The organism is Dactylosporangium sp. NPDC049742, assembly GCF_040674675.1.
GTDB lineage: Bacteria > Actinomycetota > Actinomycetes > Mycobacteriales > Micromonosporaceae > Dactylosporangium > Dactylosporangium maewongense.
This window is the reverse complement of the sequence record NZ_JBFANF010000001.1, coordinates 150,669-164,194: the sequence shown is the minus strand read 5'-3', so window position 1 is coordinate 164,194 and position 13,526 is coordinate 150,669. Positions and strand designations below refer to the sequence as shown.

Sequence of the window (13,526 nt, the reverse complement as noted above, 5' to 3'; positions counted from 1 at the left end):
ACGTGCTGCGTGGCGACACGGTAGAACACCCGAACGACACGTACAAGAGTCGATACGGTGGGTAGCGTTCATCGGCGGGCCGGCCAGATGGTCACCCCTAGCCAAAGGCCCGCGAAACCGGCACCGCAGGTCAGAGGGGGATCTGGTAGAGGATGAAGCCGCGGTTGACGGCGACCTGGTCGTACAGGCGGCGGGCGGTGGCGTTGGTGTGGTGGGTGGACCAGTAGACGCGGTTGCAGTGGCGGGCGCGGGCCCAGTCGGCGACGGCGGCGATGAGGGCGCGGGCGACGCCCTGGCCGCGGGCTGACGGGGCGGTGAAGAGGTCCTGCAGGTAGCAGACGTCGTCGGTGGTGGTGCTCGCGTGGACGAGGAAGTGCGCGATGCCGACGAGCTGGCCGTCGAGCTTGGCGCCGAGGGCGTGGATGCGGGTGTCGTCCTGGAAGCCGGCCCACGCGGTGTCGAAGCGGTCAGCGGGCAGGACGCGTTCGTAGAAGGTGTTGTACCCGGTGAAGAGGACCTCCCACGCTGCGCGGTCTTCCGTGGTGAGCGGGGCGACGGTGACCATGGACAGACCCTACAGAAAGGCTGTCCCAGCGTGACGGTGTTGGAGGATGCCGAGGAGACGATCACCGGGGAGCTGCGGCTGCTCGCGATGCTGCTCGGGGCGGTGCTCGGGACGTGGATCGCGTGGACGAGCCCGGAGCACGGGCACGAGCCGCGGTGGGTGCTGTTCGCGGTGCTGGCGGCGGTGCTCGGGGCGGCCAGCGGCGAGGCGTTCGGGTTCGGCGCGGCGCGGTGGCGGGACCTCGGGACGGTGCACCGGGTCCGGCTGTTCCACGTGCTGCACCTGGTGCTCGCGTCGGTGGCGGTGGCGGTCGGCCTGGTGGCGGCCACGCCGTTCGTGCTCGGCGAGCAGGGACTGACAGGGCGCGGGCTGGCCCTGTCGGCGATCGCGATCTGCGGGGCGCTGCCGTCGGCGGCGACGCTCGGCGCGGTGCACCGGGTGGCCCGGCGCAGGATCGAGGGCTCGCCGGGGCAGCAGCTCAACACCCTGCTCAGCCTGCGGCGGCTGGTGAGCCGGCTGCTCAACCAGCTCGGGTTCCTGGTGCTGCTCGTCACGCTCGTCAACGGCGCGGCCACGGGATGGGGTGCGGAGCTGCCGAAGTCGGCGGTGCTGTTCTCCGGGGCGGTCGCCTCGTTCGTCGTCGGCGTCATGTACGTGCCGGCGAGCACGACGTTGCGCCGCCGGTGCGCGTTGTTCGTCGACCGGAACTTCCCGCTCACGGATGTCGCGCTGGGTGAACTGGTGGACAAGGCCGAGGAGCGGGCGAGGCTGGAGAAGCTGCTCGGCATCGACCAGACGACGTTCGGGGAGCTGCGCAGCGGACTGGTCATCATCAGCCCGTTCGTGGTGAGCGCCCTCGCAGCGCTGGTCCCGACCAAGTTCTGAATACGAAAAGGGGGCCCCGGGAGGGGCCCCCTTTTACGAAGAACTTCAGTTCGAGGCGAACGTGCCCTCGGCGAACGTGGCGTCGAGGCGGGCCTGCAGGGCCTCGAGCTCGTGGAACTCGCTCGAGGACGCCGACTCGGAGCCCTCGGCGGCGAACACGTGGTCCGTCTCGGCGGCGGAGTGGTCGTAGGAGGTGAAGTCCGACTCCTCGTACTGCGCGCCGCTCGGGTCGGTGTACGACATGTGGTGGCCCTGGTCGAAGCTGGTGTTCTCGGCCGAGGCGTGGTCCTGCTCGTAGACGCCGAACTGCGAGTCGTAGTTGCTCTCGTTGGCGTCGACCTCGTGCAGCTGGTCGAGGGACTCGTGCTGCTCGCCGGTCTCGAACTCGCCGTACTCGCTCATGTCGTTCTCCTTTGTGGAAGTTTATGTGGTGTTCGCTGCGTTCTTGCGATGTGCTGAACACTACGGACGTTCGTCGAAGGTCAACTCCCGGAAACGTGCCACGAGGGGAAGCTTGCTGTGCGGGTGAACGAACTGCTCGTCGAGGGGTACGGGCGACTGCCCGATCTGGTCAGGGCCGCGGTCGAGGGGCTCAGCCCGGAGCAGCTGCGGTGGGCGCCGGCGCCCGGCGCGAACACGGTCGGGTGGCTGGTCTGGCACCTGACGCGGGTCCAGGACGAGCACATCGCGGAGCGCATCAACGGCGCCGAGCAGCTGTGGGTGACCGGCGACTGGGCCCCGCGCTTCGGGTTGCGGCAGGACCAGCACGACACCGGCTACGGCCACACGGCCGCGCAGGTCCAGGCGGTACAGCCGGAAAGCGCCGACGTGTTGATCGAATACTTCGAGGCGGTGTCGGCGCGGACCGTCGCGTGGCTGGAGAAGCTCACGGAAGAGGATCTCGACCAGATCGTCGACGAGCGGTGGGACCCGCCGGTGACGCTCGGGGTGCGGCTGGTCAGCGTCCTCGACGACGACACCCAGCACGCGGGCCAGGCGGCCTACGTGAGGGGATTGATTCCCTGACGGAGGGCCGTGAAACGTCATGGAGGACACACGGCCGTCACCCGCTGGGAGTGGTGTACTTGATCTGCACGATCCACACCCCAATCGGGAGATGCAGATGGACGAGCGTGCACAAGGACGCCACCGCGTCGTGATCGTCGGCGCCGGCTTCGGCGGACTGTTCGCCACCAAGGCGCTCAAGAACGCGCCGGTCGACGTCACCCTGATCAACGGCACCGCCTACCACCTGTTCCAGCCGCTGCTGTACCAGGTGGCGACCGGCATCCTGTCGGAGGGTGAGATCGCGCCGCCGATCCGGGAGATCCTCAAGCGGCAGGACAACGCGAAGGTGCTGCTCGGCACCGTCACCGAGATCGACCCGGAGGCGAGGACCGTCACGGCGGTCGCGCCCGGGACGAGCTACACCGTGCCGTACGACTCGCTGATCGTCGCCGCCGGCGCGTCGCAGTCCTACTTCGGCAACGACGCGTTCGCCGAGCACGCGCCCGGCATGAAGAGCATCGACGACGCGCTGGAGCTGCGCGGGCGGATCTTCGGCGCGTTCGAGCTCGCCGAGCTGGAGACCGACCCGGCCGCGATCGAGCGGTGGCTGACGTTCGTCGTGGTCGGCGCCGGTCCGACCGGCGTCGAGATGGCCGGCCAGATCGCCGAGCTCGCCCACCGGCACCTGCCGGGGCAGTACCGCAACATCGACCCGAAGCACGCGCGGATCATCCTGATCGACGCGCTCGACACGGTCCTGTCGAGCTTCGGCGACCACCTGTCGACGAAGGCGCTGCGGCAGCTGCACACCATGGGCGTCGAGGTCGAGCTCGGCACGAAGGTCGTCGGCGTCGACGAGACCGGCATCGAGGTCGAGACGCGCAACGGCCGGCAGCGGATCGAGTCGATGACGAAGATCTGGGCGGCGGGCGTGGCCGCGCCGTCGCTGTCGACGCAGCTGGCGAAGGCGACGGGCGCCTCGACCGACCGGGCCGGACGGCTGGAGGTCGAGCCGGACTGCACCGTGCCGGGCCACCCGGAGATCTTCGCGATCGGCGACATGATGTCGCTCAACCGGCTGCCGGGCGTCGCGCAGGTCGCGATCCAGAGCGGCCGCCACGCCGCCGGCCAGATCAAGAAGCGGCTCGCCGGCGAGGCGACCGGTCAGCCGTTCAAGTACTTCGACAAGGGCAGCATGGCCACGATCTCGCGCTTCTCGGCGGTGGCGAGCGTCGGCAAGCTGCACTTCACCGGGATCGTCGGCTGGCTCATGTGGCTCGCCGTGCACCTGCTCTACCTGGTCGGCTTCAAGAACCGGGTCACCGCGGTGCTGCACTGGTTCGTCAGCTTCATCGGCCGCGGCCGCTCGGAGCGGGTCGCCACGTTCCAGCAGGTCTTCGCCCGCCGCGCGCTGCAGGAGTACCGCCAGCACCTGCCGTAACCGTCGGCCAGGACAAAGAGAAGGGCGCCCCACTCCCCGGGGCGCCCTCCTGGTTCTTCGGTGACTAGCAGCTGAGCGAGCCCGCTCCGACGCCCACGCCGAGGATGCCGACGAAGCGCTGGTACGCCGCGACCCGGCTCTGCACCTGCGCCGGGTTGCGCCCGCCGCACTCGAGGCTGCCGTTGATGCTGCGGATCGTCTCGCCGAACCCGGCCCCGTTGACCATCGCGTTGTGCGGCGTCATCGTGCCCGGGCCGGTCTGCGTGTTCCAGTACCAGAGCGCCGTCTTCATCGCCACGGCCGGGTCGGTCTGCACCAGGTTCGGGTTGCGCAGCAGGTCGATGCCGAGCGCGTCACCGGCGGCCTTGTAGTTGAAGTTCCAGCTGAGCTGGATCGGCCCGCGGCCGTAGTACGCGGCCTGCCCGGCGGGGCAGCCGTACGGCTGGCTCGTGTCGCAGTAGTGCGGGTAGTTCGCGGTGTTCTGCTCCACGATGTACACCAGGCCGCCGGTCTCGTGGTTCACGTTCGCGAGGAACGCCGCCGCCTCCTGCTTGCGCTGGGCGTCCGATCCCGTCTTCGCGAACGCCGGGTAGGCGTTCAGCGCCGCGACCAGGCCGTTGTACGTGTAGAAGGGGTTCCGGTTCGGGAACATCTGGTTGAACTGGGCCTCGCTGACGACGAACGCCCCGTTCGACGGCGGGTTCGTGGTCGGGTTCGGCGGCGGCGTCGTGCCGCCCCCTCCGCCGTTGCAGGTGTACGGGTCCCAGTACCAGGTGCTGATCGTCGGGCTGTACCCCGGGTTGTCGTGCTCGGCGATGTAGTACTTACCGTCGGTGAACTTCACGACGTCCCCGGTCACGTAGTTGCGACCCTGCACCCACGCCGGGAAGCTGCACCCGCCCGCGGACCCGGTCTGCGTCGGCGGCTGCGGCGTGCTCCCGCCGCACGACCCCTGGTCCTGCCACACGCCGGTGTTCCCGGGCGGCGCCTCGTTCTGCGTCCACCACTTGGCGAGGAAGTTGTGCCCGTTCCGCGACACCGTGGCACCCCCGGTGTACACGGCCGACGCCTGCCACGCCGGGGCACAGGTGGCCGCCGACGCCGGCAGCATGTTGAAGACGGCGACGACGCCACCGACGACGGCGGTCGCGGCGAGCCCCGCCCACAGGCGCACTCTGGACACCAGATCACTTCCGTTCAGATCGACGCTGAGCCCCCATCCGACCAGCCACCACCGCGGTACAGGAGCAATCACATCGATTTATGAAGAATCTTTACGGTTCCCCTAACCTCACCTTTCCGAGGTGACCCGGGGTGACACGGGGTGACCGCGGGGTGGCGTAGAACAATCGCCCAGGCGAGAACGTTGCCGGCAGGGTGAGGCCAGTTGAGTGATTTCCGTCACGCGAGATTCTTTCGCCAAGCTTAGGCGACCTGCTTGGACGGCGCGGTTTCGAGAGGTGCGTCACAGCGGCGGACAGGCAGTACGCTGCGCGGTCCGTTCGCCCTGGGTAGGCTGGCCGTCGGTCTCGTCCGACATGGCGCCGCCCCCCGCGGCGCCGGGCGTGACTGCCGCCCAATCGCCGGCTCGACACCGGCGAATCGGGGACCCAACCGCACAGTGGGGTGAATCCGCGGGCAACCGCGGTAGGGGTCGTTCCGTCCCGAACCCGTCAGCTAACCCGGTCGGCGGCCGACGGAAGGAACAACGAGCCAGATGTCATCACGACATCCCGGTCGGCGGATCATCGCCGTCCTGATGACGGCCGCCGTCCTCTTCGGGATGGCCGCCACTCCGGCCGCCGCCGAGCCGGGAGACGACACGGGCGACGAGGGATCCAACGCGTCCCTCGCCCAGGTCCTCGACGAGAGCACCCGCGCGTGGATCGAGGCCAAGGACAAGTACGACGCCTCGGTGAAGAACCAGGCGGACCTGACCGCCAAGCTCGCCCAGACCGAGGCCAACCTCGCCAGGGTCACCGAGCAGGTGTCGGCGATCGCCGTCGCCGCGTACCGGACGGGGCCGCTCACCACGTTCGTGGCGCTGATGGACTCCGGCAGCCCCACCGGCTTCGCGGAGCGGGCCGGCTCGATCGACGAGATCGCCCACCACAACGACAACCTGTTGCGCGAGCTCAACCAGCTGAAGCGGGACCAGGCGGCGCAGAAGACGGCGCTCGAGGGCGAGGTCAAGCTCCAGCAGGAGCAGGTCGCCGTCATGGCCGCGAAGAAGAAGGAAGCCGAGAAGGGCCTGGCCCAGGCGGGCGGGCCGAGCAACGGCTTCGTGTCGGCCAACCTGCCGCTCGCGCAGCCGTCGCCGCGCAACGCCAGCGGCGGCTGGTCCTCGGAGTCGTGCAAGCAGAACGACCCGACCACCAGCGGCTGCATCACGATGCGCACGCTGCACGCGATGCAGCAGGCGCAGGCGGCGGGCTTCAAGCGGTTCGTGTCCTGCTACCGGCCGAGTGGGCCGTACGAGCACCCGAAGGGCCGCGCGTGCGACTTCTCGGTGCAGGCCAAGTCGGGCTTCGGTGGCGTCGCCGCCGGTGAGGACAAGGTCTACGGGGCCAACCTGGCGACGTACTTCGTGAAGAACGCGGACCGGCTAGGCGTCATGTACGTCATCTGGTTCAAACAGGTGTGGACACCCGCGGTCGGCTGGCACCACTACAGCGGCGTGGGCGGAGACCCCTCCAGCGACCACACCAACCACGTGCACCTCTCGCTCCTGTAAGCACCGCCAAGACCTCACGTCTGCGTACGGCCGGCCGATAGGGCAACTGTCGACCGGCCGACGCAGGGTGAGGGGATCCGAAGTGAAGCACCGACTCGTGACGCGCAGCGACTTCGACGGCCTGGTGTGCGCCGTCCTGCTGCGTCACCTGGACCTCATCGGCGACATCACGTTCGTGCACCCGAAGGACGTCCAGGACGGCGCGGTCGAGATCGGACCCGGCGACATCCTGACGAACCTGCCCTACGCGCCCGGCGCCCACCTCGTCTTCGACCACCACCACTCGGAGACCCTGCGCAACACCGGTGACCGGAGCAACCACATCATCGACGCGGAGGCCCCGTCGGCGGCCCGCGTCATCTACGACCACTTCGGCGGTGCCGCGCGGTTCCCGAACGTGTCCGACGAGCTGATGGAAGCGGTCGACAAGGCGGACTCCGCCCAGTACGACATCACCGACATCCTGCAGCCGGTCGGCTGGACGCTGATGAACTTCCTCATGGACAGCCGCACCGGGCTGGGCCGGTTCCGGCAGTTCCGGATCTCCAACTACCAGCTGATGATGCAGCTCATCGACGCGTGCATCGACCACCAGGACGTCGAGGAGATCCTGGCGCTGCCGGACGTGGCGGAGCGCGCGGAGCTGTTCCGCGAGCAGCAGGAGCTCTTCGTCGACCAGCTGCGGCGGGTGAGTCACCTGGAGGGCGACGTCGTCGTCGTGGACCTCCGGGACGAGGAGGTGATCTTCGCCGGCAACCGGTTCATGGTGTACGCGCTGTTCCCCGAGGCGCGGGTCTCCATCCACGTGATCTGGGGCAAGCAGAAGCTCAACACCGTCTTCGCGGTGGGCAGGTCGATCCTCGACCGCACGTCACCGACCGACATCGGCTCGGTGATGCTGCAGTACGGCGGCGGCGGCCACCTCGCGGCCGGCACCTGCCAGGTCCCGCACGACGAGTCCGAGCAGGTCCTGGCCGACATCATCGCGAAGGTCGGCGCCCCGCGCGCCGCGGCCCTGAGCAACTAGACCAGGGCGTTGGCCCGCTCGGTGACCTGCAGCAGGACCCGGCCGGCGGTGTCGAGGTCCTCTGGCGATAAATCACCATAAATCTGCACGGTGAGCGCCTTGATGCCGGCGCTGATCTCCTCGTACCGCGAACGGCCCAGGTCGGTGAGGGCGACGTCGCCGGTCAGCAGGCCGGCCCCGAACGCCGCGTCGACGTGGGCGGCGGGGTCGGTCCGGAGGCCGGCCGACATCTGCGCGAGGAGCTCGGCGCGGGTCAGCGGGCCGGCGGCGGTGAGGTTGACGGCGACCCACTGCTCGAACGTGGTGCCGGAGCGGGCGAGCAGGCGGTCGAGGACGGCGCGGGTGGCGCGCTCGGCCTGGCCGAGGATGCGCCCGTTGAGGGTGGTCATGACGGACCTCTTTCCAGAAGAAGGGCTTGCAGGTCCGCGACGAACGCGGCCTGGCGATCGGCGGGCAGCGGCGCGAGCAGCTCCGCCATGAGCTCGCGGACGATGCCGACGGCCTCGGCGCTGACCGAGCGGCCGCGGTCGGTGAGCCGCAGCTGCACGGCGCGCGTGTCCGCGGGGTCGGGGAGCCGGTCGATCAGGCCGGCCGACTCCAGGGTCCGGGCGAGCTTCGAGACGTACAGCGCCTCGAGGCCGGTGTGGTCGGCGAGCCGCCGCTGGCTGGGCAGCTCGGCGCTGCGCGGGTCGTGCTGCAGGCCATACAGGGTGGCCAGCAGCGAATACTGCGCGTGCGTGAGCCCCAGCGGCGCCAGCGCCCGGTCCACGGCGACCTTCCACTTCATGGACAGCCGCCAGACCAGGAACCCGGGCGTAGGACTCATGCCAGAAACAGTACATGGCAATAGTAGCCATGGCTACTAACTACAGCAGCTCCGTGTCGCGCAGCAGGCGCCACAGGCCGGCGCCGTCGGGGGCGCGCAGCCAGCGCTGCGCGGCGTCCGCCGAGGAGGGCAGGCGGCGGGTGCTGCCGACCGGGGTCGGGAAGCCGCCGGCGAGGACGGCCTGGGTCGGCGAGAGGTGCCGGATCGCGACGGCCGCGACGCTGTCGGGGTGCTCGGCGACGAACTCCGCGTAGATCTCGGGGTCGTGCTGGCCGTCGTCGCCGACGAGCAGCCACCGGATGTCGGGGAACTCCGAGGCGAGCCGCGCCAGCGACGCCCGCTTGTGCGCCTGGCCGCTGCGGAAGAACCGGTCGGGCTGCGGGCCCCAGTCGGTCAGCAGGAGCGGGCCCGCCGGGTACAGGTGCCGGGACAGGAACCGGGTGAGCGTCGCCGCCACGTTCCAGGCGCCGGTGGAGAGGTAGAAGACCGGAGCGCCGGGGTTGGCGTTGACCAGCCGCTCGTACAGGACGGCCATCCCCGGCACGGAGGCCCGGGCGTGCTCGTCGAGGACGAACGTGTTCCACGCGGCGAGCAGCGGCCGGGGCAGCGTCGTGACCATGACGGTGTCGTCGACGTCGGACACGATGCCGAAGCGGACGGAGGGGTCGATGATCCTCACCGGCGCCTCGACCGGGGCGCTGTCCTCGCTCTCCAGCGTGACCGTCGCCCAGCCCGGGGCCAGGTCGGCCTCGATGACGGTGTCGATGAAGCCGCCACGGTCGCAGCGGACCTCGCAGGTACGGCCCCCGGCCGTGATCCGCACGGGCGCGTTGGCCACGGAGACGGCGGTGAACGAGCGCCAGCCGCGCAGCTTCTTGAGGCGCCTGCCGGGCTTCGGGTCCAGGCGGGCCAGCAGGACCCGGCCGAGGACGCGGACCCAGCCGGGGCCGCCGTAGCCGGTGTACGGGGTGACGGCGACCTTCCACCCGCGCAGCCGGAGCCGCCGCTCCAGCACGTCGTGGAAGGCGTCCTCGATGCGCGCGGCGCGGTGCAGGCGGACCGGACCTGATGGGGTCAACGACACTGGATCACCCTGTCACAGCACCCACCCCGCCGCACCAGCACACGTAGGGTGACAATTCTGCGACCGTGGCATAAATCCGGGAGCCTGAACCCCCTCTTCGCTTCTAGCGTTGGTGTTATCAGGAACACACCTTCAAGGGGTCGAGATGGCAACCACGACATTCGAGGCGGTACGAGCCGAGGCACTGTTCGTTTCCCACCTGCAGTGCTCCCAGTCGCCCAGGAGCGACGAGATCCGCACCGCGGTGGCGACCACGCTGCGGCGGGTCGGCATCCAGGGCTGCGCGGCCCAGGTCGCCGGCGAGTTCGGCGACCACCCGGACACCGCCGTGGCGCGGATGGCGTGGGCGCTGGCGATGGTCCGCTCGACGTACCCCGCCCGGCGCAACGCACCCCGGTCGATGCAGCTGCTGACGCGCAGCGCGTGAAAATCGAGCGACATGGGTAACGCGCGGGCATGCAGGAACTTCACGTCTCTCTGGACGACGCCCAGCTCAGCCCGGCGGCACAGAAGCTGCAGGAGCCTCTCGAAGCCCAGCTGAGCTCGGCGTTGCAGCGCGCCGCCGAGATCGTCGAGCAGGACTACCACGGCGAGCCCGCCGAGGAGGTCGCCGCCCGGTTGCTGGAGGTCGCGAGGTCGAGCCTCCACCCGGACATCGCCGACGCCTTCGCGCCTGACCGGGCCGAGCTGGAGCAGGCCGCCCGAGCCGTCATCACGGCCGCGCGAAACGCGTAGCTATTTCGCGAATTGCCCCGATTGTGCAACGCAGCAGCTCCACACTGAGGTCCAACCGCCGCCGGACCTTGGAGGACTGCCGTGGAGCAGCACAAACTCACGATCGACATGAACGAGGCCACGATCGATCAGCTGCGCGACCACCATTTCGCGCTCTTCGGCCTCCACGCGGTCGCCACCTCGGCGAGCGGCGTCCCCACGATCTGGCTCTCGGTCCACTACCTCGAACGCCGCCTCGAGCTGACGTGGCAGGAGACCTACTCCATGTTCACGGCGCGCCACCAGGGCATGGCGCCGAGCACGAAGATCGTGCCGACGCACAACTACCCGGCGCCGCTGGGCAGCGTCCTGACGGTCTCCGGCAACGACGGCGCAGGCATCGTGACGCCGGGCGGGCCGGCCGGCCACATGGAGATCGACAACACCGGGCGGATGGAGCTCGGCGCCGGCCTGTGCATCCATGACACGCACGGCATGTACCAGCCCGTCGGCATCTTCGACCTGATCGACGTGGACCTGTTCCAGCCGATCCCGAAGGTCGCGTTCTTCTTCTCGCCGATCCCGCACATGGCCGGCGAGGTCGCGACCCGGGCCCTCGGCCCCGGCATCCTGCTGGACTACTCGAAGTCCCGCGACCGCAGCTTCTCCGTCGGGTACGACCTGCACGACGGCTGGTCGGTGGAGAACCGCCCCTACGCCCAGCCGATCGCGGCCAACGAGCCGCTCAACCCGCTGCTGCTGGTGCGCTCCTCCGCCCTGCAGGCCCTCGCGATGCAGCGCCAGCGCATCACCGCGGCGTCCAACATCAGGCGTTGAGCACCCAGTCGACCCGGTGCGCCTCGGTGGGGTCGGGCAGCTCCCAGCGCCCCACCATCCGGTCGATCACGCCGTCCGGCACCGGACGCGGGCGGGCCCGGTTGCGTCGGCGCATCACGCCGGGCGGCGCCTCGACGCTGACGATCTCGACCCGGCCGCCGTAGTCGGCGACCAGCCCGATGCAGCGGGCGCGCAGCTGGCGGGTGAGGTTGGTGGCGTTCCAGACGAACGGCGTGCCCGCGCGCAGCAGCGCCTTGGCCTGGTCGGTCGCGGCGGCGATCACCGGGCCCTGGTCGCCGGTGGGCTGGACGCCGAGCCGCTCGCGCCAGTCGTCGAGGCTGACGACGGCCACGCCCGGACGGTTCGCCGCGATCCAGTGGTCCTTGCCGGAGCCGGGCAGCCCCGACATGACGGTGACGGTGACCCTGGTGTCGTCGTAGGCCGCGTAGTCCGCCTCCCGCAGCGGATTGCGGAAGTAGGTGAAGCGGGCGTGGTCCGACGGGAAGCTCCGGGGCTTGTCCAGGCAGTCGTCGTCGCCGGTGTACTGGAGGAAGAGCCCGACGTTGTCGAGCATCCCGGCCTGGTCGGCGCAGACGCGGCCGAGGATGTCGGCGGTGGCCAGCAGCCCCAGGTCGTCGTTGCGGGCCAGCAGGCTGACCCGGTGGACGATCCGGTCGAGCTCGCCGCGCGGCCGCTCCAGGGCCCAGAACGGCACCTGGTGGTGGCGGATCAGCGCGGCGACGTGCTCCCGCCAGGCGATCGGCACGCCCGCCTCCCACAGCACCCGCCGCGCTATGAGGTCGCCGCGCCGCGAGTGGCCGTGGGCGGTGATCCGCCCGTCCTCCTCGACCTGGGTGCAGAACGGCTTCGCCGCGTCGTGCAGCAGGACCGCGGCGAAGAGCCGGACCCGCTCGTCCCGCGGCCGCTCCCGCCACGCCGGCAGCGCGGCGAGGGCCTCGCACGCCAGCCGCGTGTGGGTGGCGACGTCACCCTCCGCGTGGTGCACGGCGTCCTGCGGTACACCGTCCAACCGCCGGACCCAGTCGAACTCGGCGCGGACCGCGTCCCACGGCACCGTCCACTCGGGACCGTCCGGGCACAGCCGCTCGAAGGCGTTCACGTGCCGACCCGGTTGGCGACGATCGGCCGGTCCTGCCAGTGGCTGCCGGAGTCGAGGATCGCGGTGTGGAAGCTGGGCCGCACCCACTTGTACCGGCCGAGCACCGCGTCGGCGGACTCCAGCTTCAGGTACAACCCCTCCATGTCCTCGGACATGTCGGTCTCCTTGACGACCTGGTCGGGGTCGGCGCCGCCGGCGACCGCGGCCTCGCGCAGCGCGTCGCGCCACCCCGGCGTCCGGCAGGTCGAGGGCCCGACGAGCGCGGTCAGCTCGGCGAGCTTGCCGAAGCGCCCGGTGCGCAGCACGGGCACGGAGCTGACGGGCAGCCCTTCGAGCAGCTCGCGCCGCCGCACGGTCGACAGGAACGTCTCCGTCTCCCGGTCGAACACGTCGAACTCGCAGAAGTGGTGCGGCAGCGCGTCGTAGAAGACGGTGTGCTTGGCGTAGAGCCACTCGCCGTACATGACGTACCGGTCGGTCAGGACCGGCTGCAGCAGGAACCGGACGGTGGCGGCCCACGCCTTCAACGGCCCGAACTGCTTCTCCCGCGGCCCTCCGGTGAGGTAGTGCCCGCGGGACTGCAGCAGCATCTCCCCACCGGCGTCGAAGCTGACCGCACAGTTCGCCCCGTCGAGCTTCTCCTCCACGACGAGCTCCTGCCCCACCAGCTCCGCGAACGGCACCTGGGCCAGGTCATGGTCGCCCGGCTGCAGGCGGGACCCCTGCAGGTGAGGCGTTCTCGGATACTTGCGCAGCACCTGACCGTTGTAGCGGACCGCCCCAAATCTCCAACACCAGTTTTTTGCGCTGTGCCCCGCGCACGGCTCCGCCGTGCTCCCCAGCGGGGGAGCTGCGCTCCACCCACACCCCCTCAAGACCCGTCGCCGGGCCTACCTGTCCGCCGCCGGCCCGTTCCCGGAGGGTGTACGACGGGTATACGGAGGGGGCGCTCAGCTCACAACGACACGCTGTTCTGGGGTCTCGGGGTTCAGGGCTGGCGTGTCAATCATTGAACGACGGGCGTGTCTCCTCTGCCTGAGCTTTCCGTCATCCGTTTGCGGCGGCGTCGTTCGCGCTCGGCGTCGTCAATATGTACTCGACTACATCAGCACCCCACCGATCGCGGTGGTGAAGGCGCGTGTCTGTCCGCGTCACGGTCGGGCAAGGGATTGATCTTCCAGGCCACACCGTGGGACGAAACCGTGGGGATTCCGTGTCGTCCACGAGCACATCATTCTTGGGAGGCGAGCGCACCGACCCCGTGATATCTCCACTGGGAAATACA

Annotated in this window: 16 protein-coding genes and 1 riboswitch; of the genes, 8 read left to right on the top strand and 8 right to left on the bottom strand. The window is 70.0% G+C overall.

Going from position 1 to position 13,526, the window contains the following annotated elements; genetic code table 11:
* Positions 1-130: 130 nt before the first annotated feature.
* On the bottom strand, positions 131-565 hold the full coding sequence (locus tag AB0J72_RS00755) for a GNAT family N-acetyltransferase (protein ID WP_363392894.1): 435 nt from the start codon (positions 563-565) through the stop codon (positions 131-133).
* A gap of 30 nt (positions 566-595) precedes the next feature.
* On the opposite strand from AB0J72_RS00755, the gene AB0J72_RS00750 reads away from it, so the two are divergent.
* Complete coding sequence (locus tag AB0J72_RS00750) at positions 596-1,450, top strand: hypothetical protein (protein ID WP_363392891.1); 855 nt, start codon at positions 596-598, stop codon at positions 1,448-1,450.
* A 45-nt stretch (positions 1,451-1,495) separates the two neighbouring features.
* Here AB0J72_RS00750 and AB0J72_RS00745 read toward each other — a convergent pair whose 3' ends face one another.
* A complete protein-coding gene (locus AB0J72_RS00745) occupies positions 1,496-1,852 on the bottom strand; it encodes a hypothetical protein (protein ID WP_363392888.1) in 357 nt (118 codons plus the stop codon).
* A gap of 117 nt (positions 1,853-1,969) precedes the next feature.
* Between AB0J72_RS00745 and AB0J72_RS00740 the strand changes: the two genes are divergently transcribed.
* Both AB0J72_RS00740 and AB0J72_RS00735 read left to right on the top strand, forming a co-directional pair.
* Complete coding sequence (locus AB0J72_RS00740) at positions 1,970-2,476, top strand: DinB family protein (protein WP_363392885.1); 507 nt, start codon at positions 1,970-1,972, stop codon at positions 2,474-2,476.
* 97 nt (positions 2,477-2,573) lie between these two features.
* Positions 2,574-3,899, top strand: coding sequence for an NAD(P)/FAD-dependent oxidoreductase (locus AB0J72_RS00735; RefSeq protein ID WP_363392882.1), 1,326 nt, complete (start codon positions 2,574-2,576; stop codon positions 3,897-3,899).
* A 64-nt stretch (positions 3,900-3,963) separates the two neighbouring features.
* Here AB0J72_RS00735 and AB0J72_RS00730 read toward each other — a convergent pair whose 3' ends face one another.
* A complete protein-coding gene (locus tag AB0J72_RS00730; protein WP_363392880.1) occupies positions 3,964-5,082 on the bottom strand; it encodes a glycoside hydrolase family 19 protein in 1,119 nt (372 codons plus the stop codon).
* 388 nt (positions 5,083-5,470) lie between these two features.
* A riboswitch (cyclic di-AMP (ydaO/yuaA leader) is annotated at positions 5,471-5,607 on the top strand.
* A gap of 9 nt (positions 5,608-5,616) precedes the next feature.
* Between AB0J72_RS00730 and AB0J72_RS00725 the strand changes: the two genes are divergently transcribed.
* Complete coding sequence (locus AB0J72_RS00725; RefSeq protein ID WP_354889985.1) at positions 5,617-6,633, top strand: hypothetical protein; 1,017 nt, start codon at positions 5,617-5,619, stop codon at positions 6,631-6,633.
* Between the two features lie 97 nt (positions 6,634-6,730).
* The gene (locus AB0J72_RS00720; RefSeq protein WP_363392876.1) at positions 6,731-7,660 is read left to right on the top strand and encodes an exopolyphosphatase; all 930 of its coding nucleotides are present in this window, start codon (positions 6,731-6,733) and stop codon (positions 7,658-7,660) included.
* Here AB0J72_RS00720 and AB0J72_RS00715 read toward each other — a convergent pair.
* From AB0J72_RS00715 to AB0J72_RS00705, 3 genes are read right to left on the bottom strand one after another with little or no spacing between them, the layout of a single operon-like run.
* Positions 7,657-8,049 (bottom strand): hypothetical protein, encoded by a 393-nt coding sequence (locus AB0J72_RS00715; RefSeq protein WP_363392873.1) that lies wholly within the window; start codon positions 8,047-8,049, stop codon positions 7,657-7,659. The genes AB0J72_RS00720 and AB0J72_RS00715 overlap by 4 nt on opposite strands.
* Positions 8,046-8,486, bottom strand: a complete 441-nt coding sequence (locus AB0J72_RS00710) for a MarR family transcriptional regulator (protein WP_363392870.1) — start codon at positions 8,484-8,486, stop codon at positions 8,046-8,048. Before AB0J72_RS00710 ends, AB0J72_RS00715 begins: the two co-directional genes overlap by 4 nt.
* 40 nt (positions 8,487-8,526) lie before the next feature.
* Positions 8,527-9,570, bottom strand: coding sequence for a phosphatase domain-containing protein (locus AB0J72_RS00705; protein ID WP_344501098.1), 1,044 nt, complete (start codon positions 9,568-9,570; stop codon positions 8,527-8,529).
* 145 nt (positions 9,571-9,715) lie between these two features.
* On the opposite strand from AB0J72_RS00705, the gene AB0J72_RS00700 reads away from it, so the two are divergent.
* From AB0J72_RS00700 to AB0J72_RS00690, 3 genes are all read left to right on the top strand, one after another.
* A complete protein-coding gene (locus AB0J72_RS00700) occupies positions 9,716-9,997 on the top strand; it encodes a hypothetical protein (RefSeq protein WP_363392868.1) in 282 nt (93 codons plus the stop codon).
* 29 nt (positions 9,998-10,026) lie between these two features.
* On the top strand, positions 10,027-10,305 hold the full coding sequence (locus AB0J72_RS00695) for a hypothetical protein (RefSeq protein ID WP_363392865.1): 279 nt from the start codon (positions 10,027-10,029) through the stop codon (positions 10,303-10,305).
* A gap of 81 nt (positions 10,306-10,386) precedes the next feature.
* Positions 10,387-11,121 carry a hypothetical protein gene (locus AB0J72_RS00690; protein ID WP_363392862.1) on the top strand — a complete coding sequence of 245 codons (735 nt, stop codon included), beginning with the start codon at positions 10,387-10,389 and terminating at the stop codon, positions 11,119-11,121.
* Here the strand turns inward: AB0J72_RS00690 and AB0J72_RS00685 are convergent.
* Positions 11,111-12,241 (bottom strand): AAA family ATPase, encoded by a 1,131-nt coding sequence (locus AB0J72_RS00685; protein WP_363392859.1) that lies wholly within the window; start codon positions 12,239-12,241, stop codon positions 11,111-11,113. The genes AB0J72_RS00690 and AB0J72_RS00685 overlap by 11 nt on opposite strands.
* A complete protein-coding gene (locus AB0J72_RS00680; RefSeq protein ID WP_363392856.1) occupies positions 12,238-12,999 on the bottom strand; it encodes an RNA ligase family protein in 762 nt (253 codons plus the stop codon). Before AB0J72_RS00680 ends, AB0J72_RS00685 begins: the two co-directional genes overlap by 4 nt.
* Between the last annotated feature and the right edge of the window lie 527 nt (positions 13,000-13,526).

Bases quoted from the DNA above. Each gene is read 5' to 3' on its own strand.
- AB0J72_RS00755 (WP_363392894.1), bottom strand. From the start codon at position 565: ATGGTCACCGTCGCCCCGCTCACCACGGAAGACCGCGCAGCGTGGGAG.
- AB0J72_RS00745 (WP_363392888.1), bottom strand. From the start codon at position 1,852: ATGAGCGAGTACGGCGAGTTCGAGACCGGCGAGCAGCACGAGTCCCTC.
- AB0J72_RS00735 (WP_363392882.1), top strand. From the start codon at position 2,574: ATGGACGAGCGTGCACAAGGACGCCACCGCGTCGTGATCGTCGGCGCC.
- AB0J72_RS00725 (WP_354889985.1), top strand. From the start codon at position 5,617: ATGTCATCACGACATCCCGGTCGGCGGATCATCGCCGTCCTGATGACG.
- AB0J72_RS00715 (WP_363392873.1), bottom strand. From the start codon at position 8,049: ATGACCACCCTCAACGGGCGCATCCTCGGCCAGGCCGAGCGCGCCACC.
- AB0J72_RS00710 (WP_363392870.1), bottom strand. From the start codon at position 8,486: ATGAGTCCTACGCCCGGGTTCCTGGTCTGGCGGCTGTCCATGAAGTGG.
- AB0J72_RS00700 (WP_363392868.1), top strand. From the start codon at position 9,716: ATGGCAACCACGACATTCGAGGCGGTACGAGCCGAGGCACTGTTCGTT.
- AB0J72_RS00695 (WP_363392865.1), top strand. From the start codon at position 10,027: ATGCAGGAACTTCACGTCTCTCTGGACGACGCCCAGCTCAGCCCGGCG.